This window comes from Kitasatospora xanthocidica, assembly GCF_014656195.1.
Lineage (GTDB): Bacteria > Actinomycetota > Actinomycetes > Streptomycetales > Streptomycetaceae > Kitasatospora > Kitasatospora xanthocidica.
In genome coordinates this window covers 176,557-194,487 of record NZ_BNBY01000007.1, presented here as the reverse complement: position 1 = coordinate 194,487, position 17,931 = coordinate 176,557, and the positions used below count along the sequence as shown (strand labels likewise).

Annotated in this window: 18 protein-coding genes; 8 read left to right on the top strand and 10 right to left on the bottom strand. The window is 70.5% G+C overall.

The window, feature by feature from the left end; genetic code table 11:
* The 3 genes from tpiA to IE332_RS15420 all read left to right on the top strand — a co-directional run bounded on the left by tpiA (window position 1) and on the right by IE332_RS15420 (window position 1,603).
* Window positions 1-786 carry a triose-phosphate isomerase gene (gene tpiA, locus IE332_RS15430; RefSeq protein ID WP_189916418.1) on the top strand — a complete coding sequence of 262 codons (786 nt, stop codon included), beginning with the start codon at window positions 1-3 and terminating at the stop codon, window positions 784-786.
* 87 nt (window positions 787-873) lie between these two features.
* Window positions 874-1,110, top strand: a complete 237-nt coding sequence (gene secG / locus IE332_RS15425) for a preprotein translocase subunit SecG (RefSeq protein WP_189916417.1) — start codon at window positions 874-876, stop codon at window positions 1,108-1,110.
* Window positions 1,111-1,315: 205 nt separating this feature from the next.
* Window positions 1,316-1,603, top strand: a complete 288-nt coding sequence (locus IE332_RS15420; RefSeq protein WP_030238413.1) for an RNA polymerase-binding protein RbpA — start codon at window positions 1,316-1,318, stop codon at window positions 1,601-1,603.
* Between the two features lie 75 nt (window positions 1,604-1,678).
* Here the strand turns inward: IE332_RS15420 and pgl are convergent, their stop codons facing one another.
* The 5 genes from pgl to tkt all read right to left on the bottom strand — a co-directional run bounded on the left by pgl (window position 1,679) and on the right by tkt (window position 8,493).
* The gene (gene pgl / locus IE332_RS15415) at window positions 1,679-2,467 is read right to left on the bottom strand and encodes a 6-phosphogluconolactonase (RefSeq protein ID WP_189916416.1); all 789 of its coding nucleotides are present in this window, start codon (window positions 2,465-2,467) and stop codon (window positions 1,679-1,681) included.
* Window positions 2,464-3,549, bottom strand: coding sequence for a glucose-6-phosphate dehydrogenase assembly protein OpcA (gene opcA / locus IE332_RS15410; RefSeq protein ID WP_189916415.1), 1,086 nt, complete (start codon window positions 3,547-3,549; stop codon window positions 2,464-2,466). Before opcA ends, pgl begins: the two co-directional genes overlap by 4 nt.
* On the bottom strand, window positions 3,546-5,102 hold the full coding sequence (zwf, locus tag IE332_RS15405; protein ID WP_189916414.1) for a glucose-6-phosphate dehydrogenase: 1,557 nt from the start codon (window positions 5,100-5,102) through the stop codon (window positions 3,546-3,548). The genes opcA and zwf overlap by 4 nt, the downstream gene beginning before the upstream one ends.
* 61 nt (window positions 5,103-5,163) lie before the next feature.
* Window positions 5,164-6,306: a transaldolase gene (gene tal, locus IE332_RS15400; protein WP_189916413.1), complete on the bottom strand. Its 1,143-nt coding sequence runs from the start codon at window positions 6,304-6,306 to the stop codon at window positions 5,164-5,166.
* Window positions 6,307-6,393: 87 nt separating this feature from the next.
* A complete protein-coding gene (tkt, locus tag IE332_RS15395; protein WP_189916412.1) occupies window positions 6,394-8,493 on the bottom strand; it encodes a transketolase in 2,100 nt (699 codons plus the stop codon).
* A 464-nt stretch (window positions 8,494-8,957) separates the two neighbouring features.
* Between tkt and IE332_RS15390 the strand changes: the two genes are divergently transcribed.
* Window positions 8,958-9,905: a heme o synthase gene (locus IE332_RS15390; RefSeq protein WP_189916411.1), complete on the top strand. Its 948-nt coding sequence runs from the start codon at window positions 8,958-8,960 to the stop codon at window positions 9,903-9,905.
* Between the two features lie 55 nt (window positions 9,906-9,960).
* Here the strand turns inward: IE332_RS15390 and IE332_RS15385 are convergent, their stop codons facing one another.
* Window positions 9,961-10,602, bottom strand: coding sequence for a DUF2461 domain-containing protein (locus tag IE332_RS15385; RefSeq protein WP_229928618.1), 642 nt, complete (start codon window positions 10,600-10,602; stop codon window positions 9,961-9,963).
* 73 nt (window positions 10,603-10,675) lie between these two features.
* On the opposite strand from IE332_RS15385, the gene IE332_RS15380 reads away from it, so the two are divergent.
* Window positions 10,676-11,014, top strand: coding sequence for a hypothetical protein (locus tag IE332_RS15380; RefSeq protein WP_189916409.1), 339 nt, complete (start codon window positions 10,676-10,678; stop codon window positions 11,012-11,014).
* A 62-nt stretch (window positions 11,015-11,076) separates the two neighbouring features.
* On the opposite strand, the gene tgmC is transcribed toward IE332_RS15380, so the two are convergent.
* Genes tgmC through IE332_RS15365 form a run of 3 tightly spaced genes read right to left on the bottom strand, consistent with a single transcriptional unit; the run spans window position 11,077 to window position 13,048 of the window.
* The gene (tgmC, locus tag IE332_RS15375) at window positions 11,077-12,219 is read right to left on the bottom strand and encodes an ATP-grasp peptide maturase system methyltransferase (protein WP_189916408.1); all 1,143 of its coding nucleotides are present in this window, start codon (window positions 12,217-12,219) and stop codon (window positions 11,077-11,079) included.
* The gene (tgmA, locus tag IE332_RS42375; RefSeq protein ID WP_189916407.1) at window positions 12,216-12,518 is read right to left on the bottom strand and encodes a putative ATP-grasp-modified RiPP; all 303 of its coding nucleotides are present in this window, start codon (window positions 12,516-12,518) and stop codon (window positions 12,216-12,218) included. Before tgmA ends, tgmC begins: the two co-directional genes overlap by 4 nt.
* Window positions 12,515-13,048, bottom strand: coding sequence for an ATP-binding protein (locus IE332_RS15365; RefSeq protein WP_189916406.1), 534 nt, complete (start codon window positions 13,046-13,048; stop codon window positions 12,515-12,517). Before IE332_RS15365 ends, tgmA begins: the two co-directional genes overlap by 4 nt.
* 179 nt (window positions 13,049-13,227) lie before the next feature.
* Here IE332_RS15365 and IE332_RS15360 point away from each other — a divergent pair, with 179 nt between their 5' ends.
* A complete protein-coding gene (locus tag IE332_RS15360; RefSeq protein ID WP_189916405.1) occupies window positions 13,228-14,502 on the top strand; it encodes a helix-turn-helix domain-containing protein in 1,275 nt (424 codons plus the stop codon).
* The gene (locus IE332_RS15355) at window positions 14,499-15,053 is read left to right on the top strand and encodes a flavoprotein (protein WP_189916404.1); all 555 of its coding nucleotides are present in this window, start codon (window positions 14,499-14,501) and stop codon (window positions 15,051-15,053) included. The genes IE332_RS15360 and IE332_RS15355 overlap by 4 nt, the downstream gene beginning before the upstream one ends.
* 66 nt (window positions 15,054-15,119) lie before the next feature.
* Here the strand turns inward: IE332_RS15355 and IE332_RS15350 are convergent, their stop codons facing one another.
* Window positions 15,120-16,100, bottom strand: coding sequence for a COX15/CtaA family protein (locus IE332_RS15350; protein WP_189916403.1), 981 nt, complete (start codon window positions 16,098-16,100; stop codon window positions 15,120-15,122).
* Between the two features lie 190 nt (window positions 16,101-16,290).
* Between IE332_RS15350 and IE332_RS15345 the strand changes: the two genes are divergently transcribed.
* Window positions 16,291-17,610: a choice-of-anchor A family protein gene (locus tag IE332_RS15345; RefSeq protein WP_189916402.1), complete on the top strand. Its 1,320-nt coding sequence runs from the start codon at window positions 16,291-16,293 to the stop codon at window positions 17,608-17,610.
* The last annotated feature ends 321 nt before the right edge of the window (window positions 17,611-17,931 follow it).

Genomic DNA, 17,931 nt, shown 5'->3' with positions numbered 1-17,931 from the left:
ATGACCGACCGTCTCCCGCTCATGGCGGGCAACTGGAAGATGAACCTCAACCACCTCGAGGCCATCCAGCACACCCAGAAGCTGGCCTTCGCGCTGGCCGACAAGGACTACGAGGCCGTCGAGGTCGCCGTCCTGGTGCCGTTCACCGACCTGCGCTCGGTGCAGACCCTGGTCTTCGGCGACAAGCTGAAGATCAAGTACGGCTCGCAGGACATCTCGCGGCACGACGGCGGCGCCTACACCGGCGAGGTCTCCGGCCCGATGCTGGCCAAGCTCCAGTGCACCTACGCGGTGATCGGCCACTCGGAGCGCCGCCAGTACCACGGCGAGAACGAGGAGATCGTCAACGCCAAGGTGAAGGCCGCCTACCGCGCCGGGGTCACCCCGATCCTGTGCATCGGCGAGCCGCTGGAGATCCGCAAGGCCGGCACCCACGTCGAGTACACCCTGGCCCAGCTGGACGGCGCCCTGGCGGACGTCCCGGCCGACCAGGCCGAGTCCATCGTGGTCGCCTACGAACCGGTCTGGGCGATCGGCACCGGCGAGGTGGCCACCCCGGAGGACGCGCAGGAGGTCTGCGCCGCCATCCGCGGGCGGATCGCCGAGCTGTACAGCGCCGAGCTGGCCGACAAGGTCCGCGTGCTGTACGGCGGTTCGGTGAAGTCGTCGAGCGCGGCCGGCCTGATGGCCAAGCCCGACATCGACGGCGGCCTGATCGGCGGTGCCTCGCTGGACGCCGAGGAGTTCGTCAAGATCGTGCGCTACCGTGAGCAGGCAGTAGGCTAACGCCGCCGCAGCAACGTAGGCTTTGGGGCCGGACCGCCGTACGCGGCCCGGCCCCTTCGCCGAAGATACGAGAGAGTTGGTCCCGCCGTGGTTCTCGGGTTCTCGATTGCCCTGATCATCTTCAGCCTGCTGATGATCCTCCTGGTGCTGCTGCACAAGGGGAAGGGCGGCGGTCTGTCGGACATGTTCGGCGGTGGCGCGATGTCCACCGGCGGCGGCTCGGCGGTGGCCGAGCGAAACCTCGACCGCATCACCATCGTGGTCGGCCTGGGCTGGTTCGCCAGCATCATCGTGCTCAGCCTGCTGCTGAAGTACAAGAGCTGACACAAGCCTGACGCCCCGTCGCCCGAGCGCCTATCCTGGGACGGTCGGGGGCGCAGGCAGTGGTGGCGGAGGCTTAACTCCTGCTTACACTAGGACGACTTTCGCCACCGACGCGCACCGCGGCGGGTCGGCGCACCAGTACGCAGGGAGTCAGACCGTGGCAAGTGGCAATGCCATCCGTGGCAGCAGGGTTGGGGCCGGCCCGATGGGCGAGGCGGAGCGCGGCGAGTCCGCCCCGCGCAACCGGATCTCCTTCTGGTGCGCCAACAAGCACGAGACCCGGCCCAGCTTCGCCGCGGAGGCGGCGATCCCGGACACCTGGGACTGCCCGCGCTGCGGCTTCCCGGCCGGGCAGGACCAGCACAACCCGCCGGCTCCCTCGCGCAACGAGCCGTACAAGACGCACCTCGCCTACGTCCGGGAGCGGCGCACCGACGCCGACGGCGAGGCGATCCTGGCCGAGGCGCTGGCGAAGCTCCGCGGCGAGATCTGACCGCGCGAGCGCCGTGCCGGCGGAAGCCGAAGGGCGCCACCGTCATCGACGGTGGCGCCCTTCGGCGTTCCTGCCCTACGCCGAGGCCGGCGGGTAGAGCTGCGGCGGGATCCGCTCCGCGGCGGCGCGGTCCAGCAGCATCAGGGTGCGGCTGCGCCCGTACGCCCCGGAGGCGGGCGCCTGGATCTCGCCGGGGCCGGACAGGGCCAGCGCGACCGCGCCCGCCTTGTCCTCGCCGGCGGCCAGCAGCCAGACCTCGCGGGCGGCCCGGATGGCCGGGAGGGTGAGCGAGACCCGGGTCGGCGGGGGCTTGGGGGCCCCGCGAACGCCGATCACGGTCAGCTCGGTCTCCCGCACGCCCGGGTGCTCGGGGAAGAGCGAGGCGACGTGGGTGTCCGGGCCGACGCCGAGCAGCAGCACGTCGAAGGCGGGGACGCCCAGCCGGTCGCCCGGCCCGGCCGCCTTCCGCAGCTCCTCGGCGTAGCGGGCCGCGGCGGCCTCCACGTCCGAGCCGTCCACCCCGTCCGAGGCGGGCATCTCGTGCACCCGCGCCGGGTCGAGCGGGACGGCGTCCAGCAGCTCGGCGCGGGCCTGGACGGCGTTGCGGTCCGGGTCGGCGGCGGGCACGAAGCGCTCGTCGCCCCACCAGAGGTCCAGCCGGCCCCAGTCGACCGCGTCGCGCGCCGGGGAGGCGGCGATCGCGGCGAGCAGGGCGTTGCCGTTGCGACCGCCGGTGAGCACCACCGAGGCGGTGCCGCGGGCGGCCTGGGCGTCCACGATCCGGGTGATCAGCCGGGCCGCGGCCGCCTGGGCCATCAGCTCCTTGTCCCGGTGGACGACCAGCTGCGGGGTCGCGTTGGTCATGCGCCGTCCTTGCCCGCGCGCTTGCCGACGGCCTTCTTCGCGGGCTTCTTCTCCGACGCGTCGGAGGTGACCCGGTCGGGGTTGGCCACCGGCTCCCCGGCGGCGACCGAGACCGCGTGGGCGACCCGCTCGGCCGCCGCCGTCTCGGCGTTGGCCGGCTCGCGCAGCCGGTCGACGGGCGTGCGCACGGCCGTCGAGTAGATGTCGTCCGGGTCCAGCCGGCGCAGCTCCTCGGCGATCAGCTCCGCCGTCTCGCGCCGCTTGAGCGCCACCTGGCGGTCCGGCGAGCCGGGCATGGAGAGCGTGCCCATCAGGCCGTCCGGCCGGTCCAGGGTGATGTCCCCGTCCTTGGTGCGCAGGTGCACCGCGGTGATGCCGGGGCCACCGGTGACGACCCGCTCGACCGGCACGTGCAGCCGGTTGGTCAGCCACAGGCCGAGCAGCTCGACGCTGGGGTTGTAGGACTCGCCCTCGACCGCCGCGGAGACGATCGTGGACGGCCGCTGGTCCAGCGCGGCGGCCAGCATCGAGCGCCAGCCGGTGATCCGCGTCCAGGCCAGGTCGGTGTCGCCCGGGGTGTAGCTCTGCGCCCGCTGGGCGAGCTGGCCGACCGGGGACTCGGCGGTGACGGCGTCGGTGATCCGGCGCTGGGCGAGCGAGCCCAGCGGGTCCTGCGCCGGGTGCAGCGGCGCGTTGTCCGGCCACCAGACCACGACCGGGGCGTCCGGCAGCAGCAGCGGCAGGACGACCGACTGGGCGTGCGCGGCGAGCTCGCCGTGCATGCGCAGGACGACCGTCTCCCCGGAGCCGGCGTCCGAGCCGACCAGGATCTCGGCGTCCAGCCGGGTCTCGGCGCGGGCCCGCGGCGAACGCCCGGCGCGCTTGATCACCGCGAGGGTGCGCATCGGGTGCTCGCGGGAGGCGTCGTTGGCGGCCTTGAGGGCGTCGTAGGCGCTGCCCTCGTCGGTCACGATCACCAGGGTGAGCACCATGCCGGCGGCGGTGGCTCCGCTGCCCCGGCGCGCCTCCATGAGCGCGGCGTTGATCTTGCTGGACGTCGTGTTGGTGAGGTCGATCTTCATGGCCGACGCCAGCTCCTGCCGTCTCGTGCGAGCATCTCGTCCGCCTCAGTGGGGCCCCAGGTACCGGAGGCGTACTGGGCGGGCTTGCCGTGGGTGTCCCAGTACTTCTCGATCGGGTCGAGGATCTGCCAGGAGAGCTCGACCTCCTGGTGGCGCGGGAACAGGTTGGCGTCCCCGAGCAGCACGTCGAGGATGAGCCGCTCGTACGCCTCCGGGCTGGACTCGGTGAAGGACTCGCCGTAGGCGAAGTCCATCGTGACGTCCCGGACCTCGAAGGAGGTGCCCGGCACCTTGGAGCCGAACCGCACCGTCACGCCCTCGTCCGGCTGGACCCGGATGACCAGGGCGTTCTGTCCCAGCTCCTCGGTCGCGTAGGAGTCGAAGGGCAGGTACGGGGCGCGCTGGAAGACGACCGCGATCTCGGTGACCCGGCGGCCCAGGCGCTTGCCGGTGCGCAGGTAGAACGGGACGCCCGCCCAGCGGCGGTTGTTGATCTCCAGCTTGATGGCCGCGTAGGTGTCGGTCTTGGAGTCGGGGTCGATGCCGTCCTCGTCCAGGTAGCCGGCGACCTCCTCGCCGCCCTGCCAGCCGGCGGCGTACTGGCCGCGCACGGTGTGCCGCCCGAGGTCGGCCGGGAGCTTGACGGCGCTGAGCACCTTGAGCTTCTCGGCCACCAGCGCCTTGGGGTGGAAGGACGCCGGCTCCTCGATGGCGGTCAGCGCCATCAGCTGGAGCAGGTGGTTCTGGATCACGTCACGGGCGGAGCCGATGCCGTCGTAGTAGCCGGCCCGGCCGCCGATGCCGATGTCCTCGGCCATGGTGATCTGCACGTGGTCGACGTACGAGCGGTTCCAGATCGGCTCGAACATCTGGTTGGCGAAGCGCAGCGCCAGGATGTTCTGGACCGTCTCCTTGCCCAGGTAGTGGTCGATCCGGAAGACCTCGTCCCGGGGGAAGACCTCGTGGACGACCTTGTTGAGCTCCTGGGCGCTCTCCAGGTCGTGCCCGAAGGGCTTCTCGATGACCGCGCGGCGCCAGGAGCCCTGCGGCGGGTCGGCCAGGCCGTGCTTCTTGAGCTGCTGGACGACCGTCGGGAAGAACTTCGGCGGGACGGACAGGTAGAAGGCGAAGTTGCCGCCGGTGCCCTGCGCCTTGTCCAGCTCCTCGATGGTCTCGCGGAGCTTGTCGAAGGCCTCGTCGTCGTCGAAGGTCCCGTGGATGAAGCGCATGCCCTTGGCGAGCTGCTGCCAGACCTCCTCCCGGAACGGGGTGCGGGCGTGGTCCCGGACGGCGTCGTGGACCTCCTTGGCGAAGTCCTCGTCGTCCCACTCGCGGCGGGCGAAGCCGACGAGGGAGAAGCCCGGGGGAAGCAGACCGCGGTTGGCCAGGTCGTAGATGGCCGGCATCAGCTTCTTGCGGGACAGGTCTCCGGTGACCCCGAAGATGACCAGACCGGACGGCCCCGCGATGCGCGGGAGCCGTCGGTCGGAGGGGTCACGAAGCGGGTTGACAGGGGCGGGCGGGAGGTCGTCCGCGTCCGATTCCGAAGTCAACTCAGGGAAATCAGTGCTCACTTGATGGGCTCCGCTTTCGTGCGCTGGCTGTGAGCAGGGGTCACTTCTCGTCGGCGAAGGAGGCGAGCGAGGCGGTGACGGTGTCGAGCAGCTCGTTCCAGGACTGCTCGAACTTCTCCACGCCCTCGTCCTCCAGGACCTGGACCACGTCGTCGTAGTCCACGCCGGCGGCGGCGATCGCGTCCAGCGCGGCCTTGGCGTCGGCGTAGTTGGGGACGATGGTGTTGCCGGTGATCACGCCGTGGTCGCCGGTGGCGTCCAGGGTGGCCTCGGGCATGGTGTTGACGGTGCCGGGGGCGACCAGCTCGGTGACGTACAGGGTGTCCGGCAGGGCCGGGTCCTTGACGCCGGTGGAGGCCCACAGCGGGCGCTGCGGCTTGGCGCCGGCGGCCTCCAGGGCGGCCCAGCGGGCGCTGCCGGCGGTCTTGCCGTCGACGCTGCCGAAGACCTCCTCGTACGCCTGGTAGGCGAGGCGGGCGTTGGCCAGCGCGGCCTTGGAGCGCAGGTTCTTGGCCTCGCCGCCGATCTTGTCCAGGCGCTTGTCGATCTCGGTGTCCACGCGGGAGACGAAGAAGGAGGCGACCGACTCGATCTGGGAGAGGTCCAGGCCCTTGGCCTTGGCGGACTCCAGACCGGTCAGGTAGGCGTCGATGACGGCCTTGTAGCGCTCCAGCGAGAAGATCAGCGTGACGTTGACGCTGATGCCCTTGCCGATGACCTCGGCGATCGCGGGCAGACCGGCCTTGGTGGCGGGGATCTTGATGAGGACGTTCGGGCGGTCGACCAGCCACCACAGCTGCTTGGCCTCGGCCACCGTGGCGGCGGTCTCGTGCGCCAGGCGCGGGTCGACCTCGATCGACACCCGGCCGTCGCGGCCGTTGGAGGCGTCGTAGACCGGGCGCAGCACGTCGGCGGCGTCACGCACGTCCGAGGTGGTGATCATGCGGATCGCCTCGTCGGTGGTGACCTTGCGGACGGCGAGGTCACGCAGCTGGCCGTCGTAGGAGTCGTCGCCGCTGCCGGCGATCGCCTTCTGGAAGATGGTCGGGTTGGTGGTGACACCCACCACGTGCTTGTTCTGCACCAGTTCGGCCAGGTTGCCGGAGTTCAGCCGCTTGCGGCTGAGGTCGTCCAGCCAGATCGCAACGCCTTCGTCGCTGAGGCGCTTCAGTGCGTCAGTCATGGTGCTTCAGTCCCTTGCTCTTCTGCTTCGTGGGGTAGTCAGAGGAGGCCGCGTACCCGCGTGCGGGCGAGTACGCGGCCCTGGGTGCTAGCGGTTGACGGCTTCGAGGGAGCGCAGGGCGTTGTGGGCCTCGGCCACCACGCGCTCGGCGGTGATGCCGAACTCCTCGAACAGCACCTTGTAGTCGGCGGAGGCGCCGAAGTGCTCCAGCGAGACGATCCGGCCGTGGTCGCCGACCAGCTCGCGCCAGCCCTGGGCGATGCCGGCCTCGACCGACACCCGGGCCTTCACCGACGGCGGCAGCACGCTGTCGCGGTAGGCCTGGTCCTGCTCCTGGAACCACTCGAAGGACGGCAGCGAGACCACGCGGGTCGCGATGCCCTCGGCCTCCAGCACCTCGCGGGCCTTGACGGCCAGCTGGACCTCGGAGCCGGTGCCGAGCAGGATCACCTGCGGGTCGCCGGTCGAGGCCTCGGCCAGGACGTAGCCGCCCTTCGCGGTGCCCTCGGCGGAGCCGAAGACCTCGCGGTCGAAGGTCGGGACGCCCTGGCGGGTGAGGGCCAGGCCGACCGGGCCGGGGTGGCTGGTCTGGCGCTCGATCACGGTGCGCCAGGCGACGGCGGTCTCGTTGGCGTCGGCCGGGCGGACCATGGCCAGACCCGGGATGGCGCGCAGCGAGGCCATGTGCTCGACCGGCTGGTGGGTCGGGCCGTCCTCGCCGAGGCCGATCGAGTCGTGCGTCCAGACATAGGTGACCGGCAGCTTCATCAGCGCGGCCAGGCGGACGGCCGGGCGCATGTAGTCGGCGAAGACCAGGAAGGTGCCGCCGTACACGCGGGTCTTGCCGTGCAGGGCGATGCCGTTCATGGTCGAGCCCATGGCGTGCTCGCGGATGCCGAAGTGGATCGTCCGGCCGTACGGGCTCGCCGACTTCAGCGGGTTGCCCTCGGGCAGGAACGAGCTGTCCTCGTCGATGGTGGTGAGGTTGGACTCCGCGAGGTCGGCCGAGCCGCCCCACAGCTCCGGGATCACCGCGCCGAGCGCCTTGAGGGTGTCGCCGGAGGCCTTGCGGGTGGCGACGTCCTTGCCGGCCGGGAAGGACGGGACGGCCTTCTTCCAGCCCTCGGGCAGCTCGCCGGCCTGGATGCGGTCGAACTCGGCGGCGCGCTGCGCGTCGGCGGCACGCCAGGCCTCGAAGGACTGCTGCCACTCGTCGCGGGCGGCCTTGCCGCGCTGGATGACCAGGCGGGCGTGCTCGATGACCTGGTCGCTGACCTCGAAGGTCTTCTCCGGGTCGAAGCCCAGGACCTTCTTGGTGGCGGCGATCTCGGCGGCGCCGAGCGCGGAGCCGTGCGCCTTGGCGGTGTTCTGGGCGTCCGGGGCCGGCCAGGCGATGATCGTGCGCATCGCGATCATCGACGGGCGGGAGGTCTCGGCCTTGGCCGCGGCCAGCGCCTCGGCGAGGGCGGCCACGTCGATGTCGCCGTTGGCCTTCGGGGCCACCCGCTGGACGTGCCAGCCGTACGCCTCGTAACGCTTGAGGACGTCCTCGGAGAAGGCCGTCTCGGTGTCGCCCTCGATCGAGATGTGGTTGTCGTCGTACAGAGCGACGAGGTTGCCCAGCTGCTGGTGGCCGGCCAGCGAGGACGCCTCGGCGGAGATGCCCTCCTCCAGGTCGCCGTCGGAGACGATGGCCCAGACGGTGTGGTCGAACGGGGACTCGCCGGCCGGGGCCTCCGAGTCGAACAGGCCGCGCTCGTAGCGGGCGGCCATCGCCATGCCGACCGCGTTGGCGATGCCCTGGCCGAGGGGGCCGGTGGTGGTCTCCACGCCGGCCGTGTGGCCGTGCTCGGGGTGGCCGGGGGTGCGGCTGCCGGCGACGCGGAAGGCCTTGAGGTCGTCCAGTTCCAGGCCGTAGCCCGACAGGTACAGCTGGGTGTAGAGCGTCAGGCTGGTGTGCCCGGGGGAGAGGACGAAGCGGTCACGGCCGACCCAGGCCGGGTCGGTCGGGTCGTGGCGCAGGAATCGCTGGAAGATCAGGTACGCGGCCGGGGCCAGCGACATGGCCGTCCCGGGGTGTCCGTTGCCGACCTTCTGGACAGCGTCCATCGCGAGGACGCGCGCGGTGTCAACCGTGCGCTCGTCCAGATCGGTCCACTCGAATGCGTTCGTCGGCGCAGTGCTCACCCTGTCTCAGGGCTCCTTCCGTATTGAAGAGTGACCCCGTGAATGGGGACCGGGTCGGCCACGGCGCTGTGGTCCCGACGCTGGGTGGTGCCGGTCACGGAGGGTAGATCCCGCTTCTGCGTGCGAGCCTACCGTCCGGGCCGGGGCTCACCCTCCGTGCTGAGACAACCGGGATTTCCGCATGGTGATTCCCACTAGGCCGGTGTGACTGCTTTTGTCCCAGGCTCTCCCGTTTCGCGGCCGCCCGCCGCCGGGGTGGTCAGGACGGGCTAGCGGGGGCGGCCGGAGACGCTTCGTGGCTTCACCCAGTCGGTTCACCCGGGGGTGTGCGGTTCCGCCTCGCCGGGGGACCCCGGAGCCGGATGGGATATATGGAGCGTCTATGGTGTCGTGGTACGCGCAGAGCGGACGATTCGGGACCCTTCGTTCCTGTGGACGCCTGCGAGGATTCATCTTCAGTTGGGGTGTTAGTGACCGCCGTCGAAACCCGTCCCGCCGGGGTCACCGGGGCGACTCCTGCGCACCGGCCGATCGGGGCCCGTGTCGGCGCGTTCGTCGCACTGACCAAGCCGCGGATCATCGAGCTGCTGCTGATGAGCACCGTGCCGGTGATGTTCCTGGCGCAGCAGGGCGTGCCGAACATGCTGCTGGTGCTGAAGGTCGTGATCGGCGGCTACCTCTCGGCGGGCGGCGCCAACGCCCTCAACATGTACATCGACCGCGACATCGACGCGATGATGACCCGCACCGAGCGGCGGCCGATCGTCACCGGGATGGTCTCGCCGCGCGAGGCGCTGGTGTTCGGCGTCGTGCTCGCCGTCGTGTCGACGCTGCTGCTCGGCTTCGGCGTCAACTGGCTGTCCGCGGGGCTGGCGCTGGGCGCGCTGCTCTTCTACGTGTTCGTCTACACGCTCGGGCTCAAGCGGCGCACCTCGCAGAACATCGTCTGGGGCGGCATCGCCGGCTGCATGCCGGTGCTGGTCGGCTGGTCCTCGGTCACCAACTCGGTGTCCTGGGCGGCCGTGATGCTGTTCCTGGTGGTGTTCTTCTGGACGCCGCCGCACACCTGGGTGCTGTCCATGAAGGTGCGCGACGACTACCAGCGGGCCGGGGTGCCGATGCTGCCGGTCGTCAAGGGCAACGTGGCGGTCGGCAAGCAGGTCGTCGCCTACTCCTGGGTGATGGTCGCGGTCTCCCTGGCGGTCTGGCCGCTCGGGCACATGAGCTGGCTGTACCCGGTCGCCGCGACGCTGCTGGGCGCGGCCTGGCTGCGCGAGGCGCACGCGCTGTACGCGCGGGCCAAGGCCGGGATCGTGGGCGCGAAGCTCAAGGAGATGCGGCTGTTCCACTGGTCGATCACCTACCTGTCGCTGCTGATGGTGGTCTGCGCGGTCGACCCGTTCGTGAAGTAGGACTCGTCTGACGTCGAAGAGCCCCGGTCCTGGTGGACCGGGGCTCTTCGCGTCGTCAGCGTGCCGGGAGCTCGGAGGGGCCGACATGGCCGTCCAGCCACTCCCGCAGCGGGAGGGAGGCGTGCAGGAAGCCGCTGATCCGGGTGTGTGCGGCGCGGGTGCCCAGCCACTTCGCCGGCTCCCACTCCTGCCAGGCCACCAGGCCCTTGTGGCGCAGCAGCTCGATCCTCGGGTGGTCCTTGGGGTAGCCGCGCGGGGCCGACTTGAGGGAGTCCCGGCCGAACACCTGCGGTCCTTCCTTCTCCACCCGGGCGATCACCCGCTCCAGCTCGGCACCGGTGACGTCCTCGGCGACGGCGGCGCGGTAGCGCTCCAGCTGGTCGGGGGCGAGCTGGTACATGCCGTTGCCGCAGGCCAGGCCGTCGGCGGAGAGCTGGATGTAGCCGCCGCTCTCCAGGTGCGCGCCGATGTGCGTCTTGTACGGGGACTTGTCGGCGCTGAAGCGGACGTCGCGGTTCGGGCGGAAGATCTTCCCCGGCCCGAACTCCGGCTCCAGCTCGGCGAGCAGCTCCTCCATCGGGGCGCGCACGGCTTCCTCGTAGCGGTCCTTGTGGGCCTGCCAGAAGGTCTTCGAGTTGTCGGCCTCCAGGTGCTCGTAGAAGTCGAGCGCCTCGGTCGGCCAGCCTTGGAACGTCACTCCTCCAGTATGTGTCCCGGTGCACAGGACGCTCCCGTCGCCAGCCGCACTACCGGTGGGTAGCATGCGGGGCATGAGCAGCGCAGAGACCGCCACCGCCGCCGCGCCGGACGCCCGCACCGAGCGCCGCGCCAAGCGCATCGCCAAGAACCTCACCAGCTTCGCCCGGCAGCACGGGGGCAGCGCCGACGCGGTCGTCGAGTACGTCGGCGCCGTCGCCACCCGCATCGTCGTCGTCGGCGCGGACGGCGCCTGGGGCGACCAGGTGGCCCCCAGCTACGCCGTGGGCCGCCGGGCCGCGGAGCTGGCCGGGCTGACCCTGCACGACGACTTCGAGGGCGAGCTGGGCCTCAAGGTGAAGACCGGTCCGTACGAGTGGAAGCGGATGGCCGGTATCCAGCTCGGCGGCTGATCCCGCCTGGTCCGAACATCGACGGCCCGGCTCCCCTCGGCGGGGGAGCCGGGCCGTCGTCTTCAGATGGGCAGGTTCCAGCCCGGACCGTCCTCGCGCCCGATCCAGACGCGTTGCCCCGAGCCCGAGACGGTGACCCCGAAACCCTCCTGGTGCGGTTCACCTGCCTGCTGCCAGGCTTCGACGGCGCTCTCCACCTGGTCCCAGAGCCGGAGCGGGCCGCGCTGGACCACGGTCCACCCGCCTTCAGGGGTGGGCATGGTCCGGGCCTGCGATCCGGTCGCCACGTCCGAGAGGATCTGGTGTCCGCCGGCTCCCATGCGTTCGGCGGATGGTGCCGCGAGCTGCGCCACCCAACTGCCCGTCCAGGTGCTGATGATCTCGGGGTCGATCCGGGTCGGGCGTTCGTCGCCGGGGAGCAGCGAGAGGCTTTGGCGGGGCGGCCGGTCGTGCGGGCGGGCGATCATGAAGCTGGTGTAGCCGGGCAGCAACCGGCCGGTGGCCTCCCCGGGGCCGGTCACGACCAGCAGCGCGAGACCGAAGCCGAAGGACCAGCCGGACAACGTGACCAGGATCCGACCGCCCGGCTTCACCTGGTGCAGCCACGGGGGCGGAACGTAGCGGACCGAACAGGTGGCGATGAGCCGGTCGTACCGGTCCCCGTCCGGGTCGCCGAGCAGCCCGTCGCCGATGATCAGCCGAGGGGAGTGCCCGGCTGTATTGATGGCGGTGGCGGCGGCCTCGCCCACCACCGGGTCGTACTCGATGCTGGTGAGGTCGGCGTCCCCGAGCCGGTGAGCACCGAGGGCGGTCGAGTAGCCCGTCCCGGTGCCGATCTCCAGTACCCGGTGTCCGGCCTCCACGCCGAGCTGGTGCCACATGCGCAGCACCAGCGACGGCAGGGTGGACGAGGAGGACGGGGTGCCGGTCGTGGTGCCGACGGGCACGTCCTCGGGGCGGGTCCGCCCGTCGAGCTGGGTGATCAGCGTTTCGTTCGCGTAGACGCGCTCCAGCCACCCGGGCTCGTCCCTGTGTACCGGACGGTAGGCAGTCGGGTTGCTTCCCGGAACAGGAACGAAGAACGACCCGGCGAACAGCTCCCGGGGAACCGTTCTGGCGGCGTCCTCCCACGCCGGGTCGGTGATCCTGTCATCCCCGGTGAGGCTGTCCACCAGGGCGGCGCGCAGCTGAGCCGATGTGCTCACGAGTCGGGACCTCTCTCCAACTGGTCGGCAATGGCCCGGGCGATCGCGGCAGTGGTCTCGGCCGGCTGCCACGCCCACTGGCCGTTGGGGTTGCACTCAAGGAAGTACCAGTCGCCGCGGGTGGTGATGGCAAAGTCGAACGCGCCGTACACCAAACGGAATTCATCGAGATTCGCCGTGTGCTCGTCCACGAACCCGGCAACCTGCGTCTCAGGGTCGATGACGGGCGTGAGGGCGGGGATGGGGCTGGACTCGGGGTACGGGCCCATGCGGGTGATGCCCCATGGTGCGGTGGTCATCTGGACTGTTCCTCCTTGGGCATGGTGGTCGAGGACCGGATCAACGACTCGGCAAGCCGGCCGAGTGGAGCGGCGCGGGCGATCGGGAGGTCGGCGTGGACGACCTTGCCGAAAGGGAGGGGCGTGACGCCCCAGCGGCCGTGGGTGAGGCGGTGGACCATCGCCAGGCCCCGGCCGGACGTGGCGTCGGGCCCGGCTTGGACCATCACGGGCATCGAGCGGGAACCGTCACCGACGAGGATGCGCAGCGTCCGGTCGCTTGGACGGCGGACGCCGACAAGCATGCGGGTCTGGCAGCAGGTCTCGACGGCGTTGGTGGCCAGCTCGCTGACGATGACGACGGCGTCGTCCACCAGCTCGTCCAGCCCCCAACCCCGCAACCTCGCACGCACGAAGCGCCGGGCAGTGCCCACCGAATCGGGCCGGTACGGCAGGCAGATGGTTGCCAGTCCGGCAGGCAGGTGGACGCTCGCGTCCGGTCCCTGTTGGAGCACGGCGTCGCCTCTCACAACGTTCGAGAGGACGGTCATCGGCGCTTCTCCTTGGCGACGGGGGCAAGGCTGCTGACACGAATAGGCAACTGCAGTTCGCGGCCAACCGGCTGGGCCCAAGCCCGCTGCGCATGATTCATGCAGATCCGGCATCACCAGTTGTCCCCGTGTGGCTACGCTCGGCATATCGGGTGTGATCGGTGCCGGTAGGAGGATCCATGTCGTGGATGGCCAAGGGGTACTCCGTGGAACTCGCGCCCGGCGAAGTGATTCGCCGGGCGCGAGTGCTCAGCGGCCGGTCTCAGGCAGATGTGGCTTCCGAGTTGGGTTACCACCAATCGAAGATCAGTCGGCTGGAGAGCGGTAAGGGAACGCAGGACGTGGGTGTCCTACGGGCGGTTGCAGCTGTGCTCGGGATTCCTCCGGGGAGCCTCGGGCTTGCCTCTCCTACCAGTACGGACGGCAGGACGGATGACATGCATCGGCGCAACTTTCTGGCGGCGAGCGTTGCTGCGCTTGCAGCTCCGGCAGGACCGCCCCGCGCGGGGATGGAGCTCGTTCGCGAACTGTTGCCCGGACCAGTACTCTCCGATCGCCCACTGCAGCCGTCGACGGCACTTGCAGCCCGGCTGTCTCAGGCCCGCAGGAACTTCTATTCCTGCCGGTACGCTGAACTTGAAGCGTCTCTGCCGCTGCTGATCGCAGACCTCCGGCATGCCCAGAGCGCGGCGGGAGGTGACGACCAAACCCTCTCCGGAATGCTTGCGACGGCCTATCAGACCGCTGTGAGTCTGTTGCTCAAACTCGGCGATCAGGGCAATGCCTGGCTCGCGGTGGGCAGGGCGATGGCTGAGGCTGAGCGGAGCAATGATCCGGTGGTGCTGGCCTCCAGCGTTCGCGTTCAGGTCCACGTTCTCGCGCGCGATCGGCACATCGCACCCGCCATCAGCCTCATTCATCACACCGCAGACCAACTCGGCGGCGGCTATGACCGGAGAACGCCCCAGTACCTTGCGGCATTCGGGCTCATGCTCCTGCGTGGCGTGACCGCAGCAAGTGCAGGTGGCGACCGAGCGACCGCAGCGGAACTTCTTGCCGAAGCCCGGAATGTTGCGCGCCATGTCGCCCTTGACAGCCCGGACTCCTGGGCGAACTTCAGCCCCACCAACGTTGCACTGCATGCAGTCAGCTCGGCCGCGGTTCTCGGTGACGCCGGCGCGGCGCTGGAAGCTGCTCAACCCCTGGTGCGGCGCCGCATCCCCGTTCCGGAGCGGAGGGCCGCGCTCTGGGTCGATGCTGCACGGGCCTACAGCCAACAAGGCAGACTGGCTGAGGGGTACCAGGCACTCAGGATCGCGGAGAGCTGTGCTTCTGAGGACATTCGCCGGCGTCCCAGCGTGCTGGAACTGGTCGGTGACATGGCCGCGCGGGACCGACGCGGTACGGTCCCGGAACTTCGCCGTTTCTGCCAGGAGTTGGGAGTTCGGATTTGACCGAGAACCGCGAGCCTTTCCTCTATGTGGTCGTCTGCGCTTCGGGAATAGCCGACGGTGTGGGCGAACTGATCGCGGCAGCCCATGCCGAGGGCTGGAGGGTCGGTGTGATTGCCACCCCCAGTGCCCTCGGCTTCGTAGACCAGGGCGCCATCGAGGCCCAGACCGGCTATCCGGTCCGCTCGGCCTGGCGCACGCCGAGCATTCCGCAGCCGCTGCCCCCGGCAGACGCGATCGCGGTGGCCCCCGCGACGTTCAACACCGTCAACAAGTGGGCCGCCGGCATCTCCGACACGCTTGCGCTCGGCATCCTCTGCGAGGCGTACGGGCTCGGCATCCCCGTTGCCGTTCAGCCTTACGTCAACTCCGCCCAGGCCGCTCACCCGGCCTATTCGGAGAGCCTGGCCCGACTGTGCTCGATGGGCGTCCTGATCGGCGACTACGTGCCCCACAAGCCCAAGTCCGGCGGAGGCCGCGACAAGTACAGCTGGACCCACGTCCTCGATCTGCTTCGTCCTACCCTCGGCAGCCTTTCCGAGCGGGCCACGTGACGGGCGGCAGCTGTTGTGACACGTCGAAGGCCCCCATCCGACGCGGATGGGGGCCTTCGACGATGCTCAGACAGCCGCGGCTTGCGGGGTCTGGGCGGGCAGGTGGTCGGCGGGCTCTTCGGTCTCGCGGGTGCGGAGGGCGAGGGGGATGCGGAGGGCGGCGATCCAGGTGAGGGTGGCGCCGAGCATGTGGAGGCCGACCATGAGCTCGGGGGCGTCGGTGAAGTACTGGATGAAGCCGAGGACGCCCTGGAGGAGCAGCACTGCCAGCAGTTCCTTGGCGCGGGCCTTGGCCGGCTGCGGGGCCTTGACGGCGGCGAAGACGAAGATCATCGCGATGGTCAGGCCCACGGACACGAAGGCGAAGTCGGCGTGGAACTGCGCGAGCCTGTCGTAGTCGATCGGGATGCGGGGGACGATCTTGTTGTCCTTGGGCGTGCCCGGGTGGTGGCCGGCGCCGGTGACCAGGGTGCCGGCGGCGACCAGGAGGCCGACCACGGTGACCAGGACGTAGGAGAGCTGGTGGATGGGGCGGGCGACCGACAGCTCGGCCGGGCCGTCGCCTTCCTTGGAGCGCTCCCACATCAGCAGGGCGACCCAGACCAGCGCCATGGCGGCGATCATGTGCAGTGCGACGGTGTACGGGTTGAGGCCCGTGAGGACCGTGATGCCGCCGAGGACGGCGTTGCTCATCACCAGCCAGAACTGGGCCCAGCCGAGCTTGGTCATGCTCCGCCGCCACGGGCGGTGGCAGCGGGCGGCCAGGATGGCCCAGCCGACCGCCGCGCTCAGCACGTAGGTGAGCATCCGGTTGGTGAACTCGACGATGCCGTGGAAGCCCATCTCCGCCGTGGGCGTCAGGCTCTCGGCGGTGCAGCGGGGCCAGGTCGTACAGCCGAGGCCGGAGGCGGTGAGGCGGACGGCGCCGCCGGTGACGACGATCACCACGCTCATCACCAGCGCGGCGAACGTGGCGCGCCGGACCATCGCGGCGGAGGGCTGCCAGCGCTCGGCGAGCAGGGAGAAGGGGTTCAGCACGCGCTCCATCGTAGGCGGCCTTACGGGCGATCTTGGGGCGGGGCGCGGGGTGCGGCGGCCGGGGGCCAAAGCGGACTGTTCGGACAAGGTGGTCAATGGTCTTGACCAATCACCCGCTCGGCCGAAAGAGTGCGGATTGGTCCATACCTTTTTTTCGGGCCTCTCCCACTCCTCCCGCACCCAAGCGGAGATCCTGCACATGCGCATACCCACTTCCGCCGCCGCGCTCGCGATCGGCGGCTCGTTCGTACTGGCCGGTCTGGTCGCGCCGGCCGCCCAGGCCGTCGGCGCCGACCAGGAGTGCCGCGGCCTCGGGGTCGCCAACCTCTACGGCGAGTTCATCGAGGGCGACGACACCCACACCCCGGACGCCGAGGGCGCGGTCGCCGTCGGCGGTGACGCCGACTTCACCGGCGGCTTCTCGGTCGGCCACGAGCTGACCCCCGCCGAGGTCGACGCGCTGCCCGGCAAGAACGCGCTGGTGGTGGCCGGCCGCATCACCGGCCGCAACACCCAGGTGATGAAGGGCAACGGCGTCTACGGCTCCAAGGCCGAGGGCGCGGTCGTCCAGGCCCACCAGGGCGTCGTCGCCCAGGGCGCCTCGCCGATCGACTTCAAGGCCGAGTTCGCCAAGCTGCGCGCCGCCGCCACCTCGCTGGCCGCCGTGCCGCAGACCGCGGGCGCCACCGTCCAGGCCGAGGGCGCCAAGCTCACGTTCACCGGCGGGGACGCGAAGTACAACAGCTTCACCGTCGACGCGGCGAAGCTGCAGGGCGCCAAGGACGTCTACCTCAAGGTGCCGGCCGGCTCGGTGACGGTGGTCAACGTGACCGGCGGCTCGTACGACATGGCCGCGGCCGGGACCACCGGCTTCCACCTCTGGGACACGGGCACCTCGGCCTTCGTCCTGGACGACAAGGCGCAGAGCGCGGCGGGCGGGGCGATCCGGGCCAAGCTGCTCTGGAACTTCCCGACCGCCACCAAGGTGGTCAAGAACAGCCAGGCCGCCTGGGCCGGTACGGTGCTCGCGCCGAACGCCGCCTTCGACCTCGGCAGCGGCGGCCCGGTCAACGGCTCGGTGATCGCGGCCTCGCTGGCCGGCAAGGGCGGCGCGGAGACGCACCACTACCCGTTCACCGGCTGCCTGCCGGGCACCACCGTCCCGACCCCGACCGGCACGCCGACCGTGCCGCCGGTGGTGCCGACCGGCTCGCCGTCGGTGACGCCGAGCGGTTCGGCCTCCCCGAGCGGGTCGGCGAGCCCGACGGGCACCCCGTCCGCGCCGGGCAGTGGCAAGCCCAGTGCGAGCGGCTCGGCGAGCCCGTCGGCCGGTGCCTCGACGGCCGCTCCGGCGGTCTCCGGTTCGGCGAGCCCGTCCGCCCAGGCGAACGGTGGCGGAAACCTGGCGCACACCGGCGCCGGCCCGGTGCTGCCGCTGGCGATCGGCGGTGCCGCGGTGATCGCCGCCGGTGGCGCGATCGTGGTGGCCGCGCGGCGCAAGGCGGCCAGGAAGGCCTGACAAGAAGGCCTGATAGGGACCGAAAAGCCCGAATGTCCGTCGGGTGATTGAAGCGGCGCCCCCGGTGATTGAACCCGATCACTGGGGGCGCCGTTCTGTCTGAAAGGTGACTAAGTTCATTCAAGTTTGCCGAATCCGCGTTCAGCGAGGTGGCGGCTGTGATGGGCTGGTCATGCACATCGAAGACTGGACGGACAGACGAATTCCGGTCGTACGGCGGGGTGTGGCGGGATGCGGGAGTGCCGGTAGAGTCCCCCGGACAGTCGTAGCGGGCCACCGCGAACCAGTCAACACGCCTGCTGCACAAGACCGTTCGGAGGG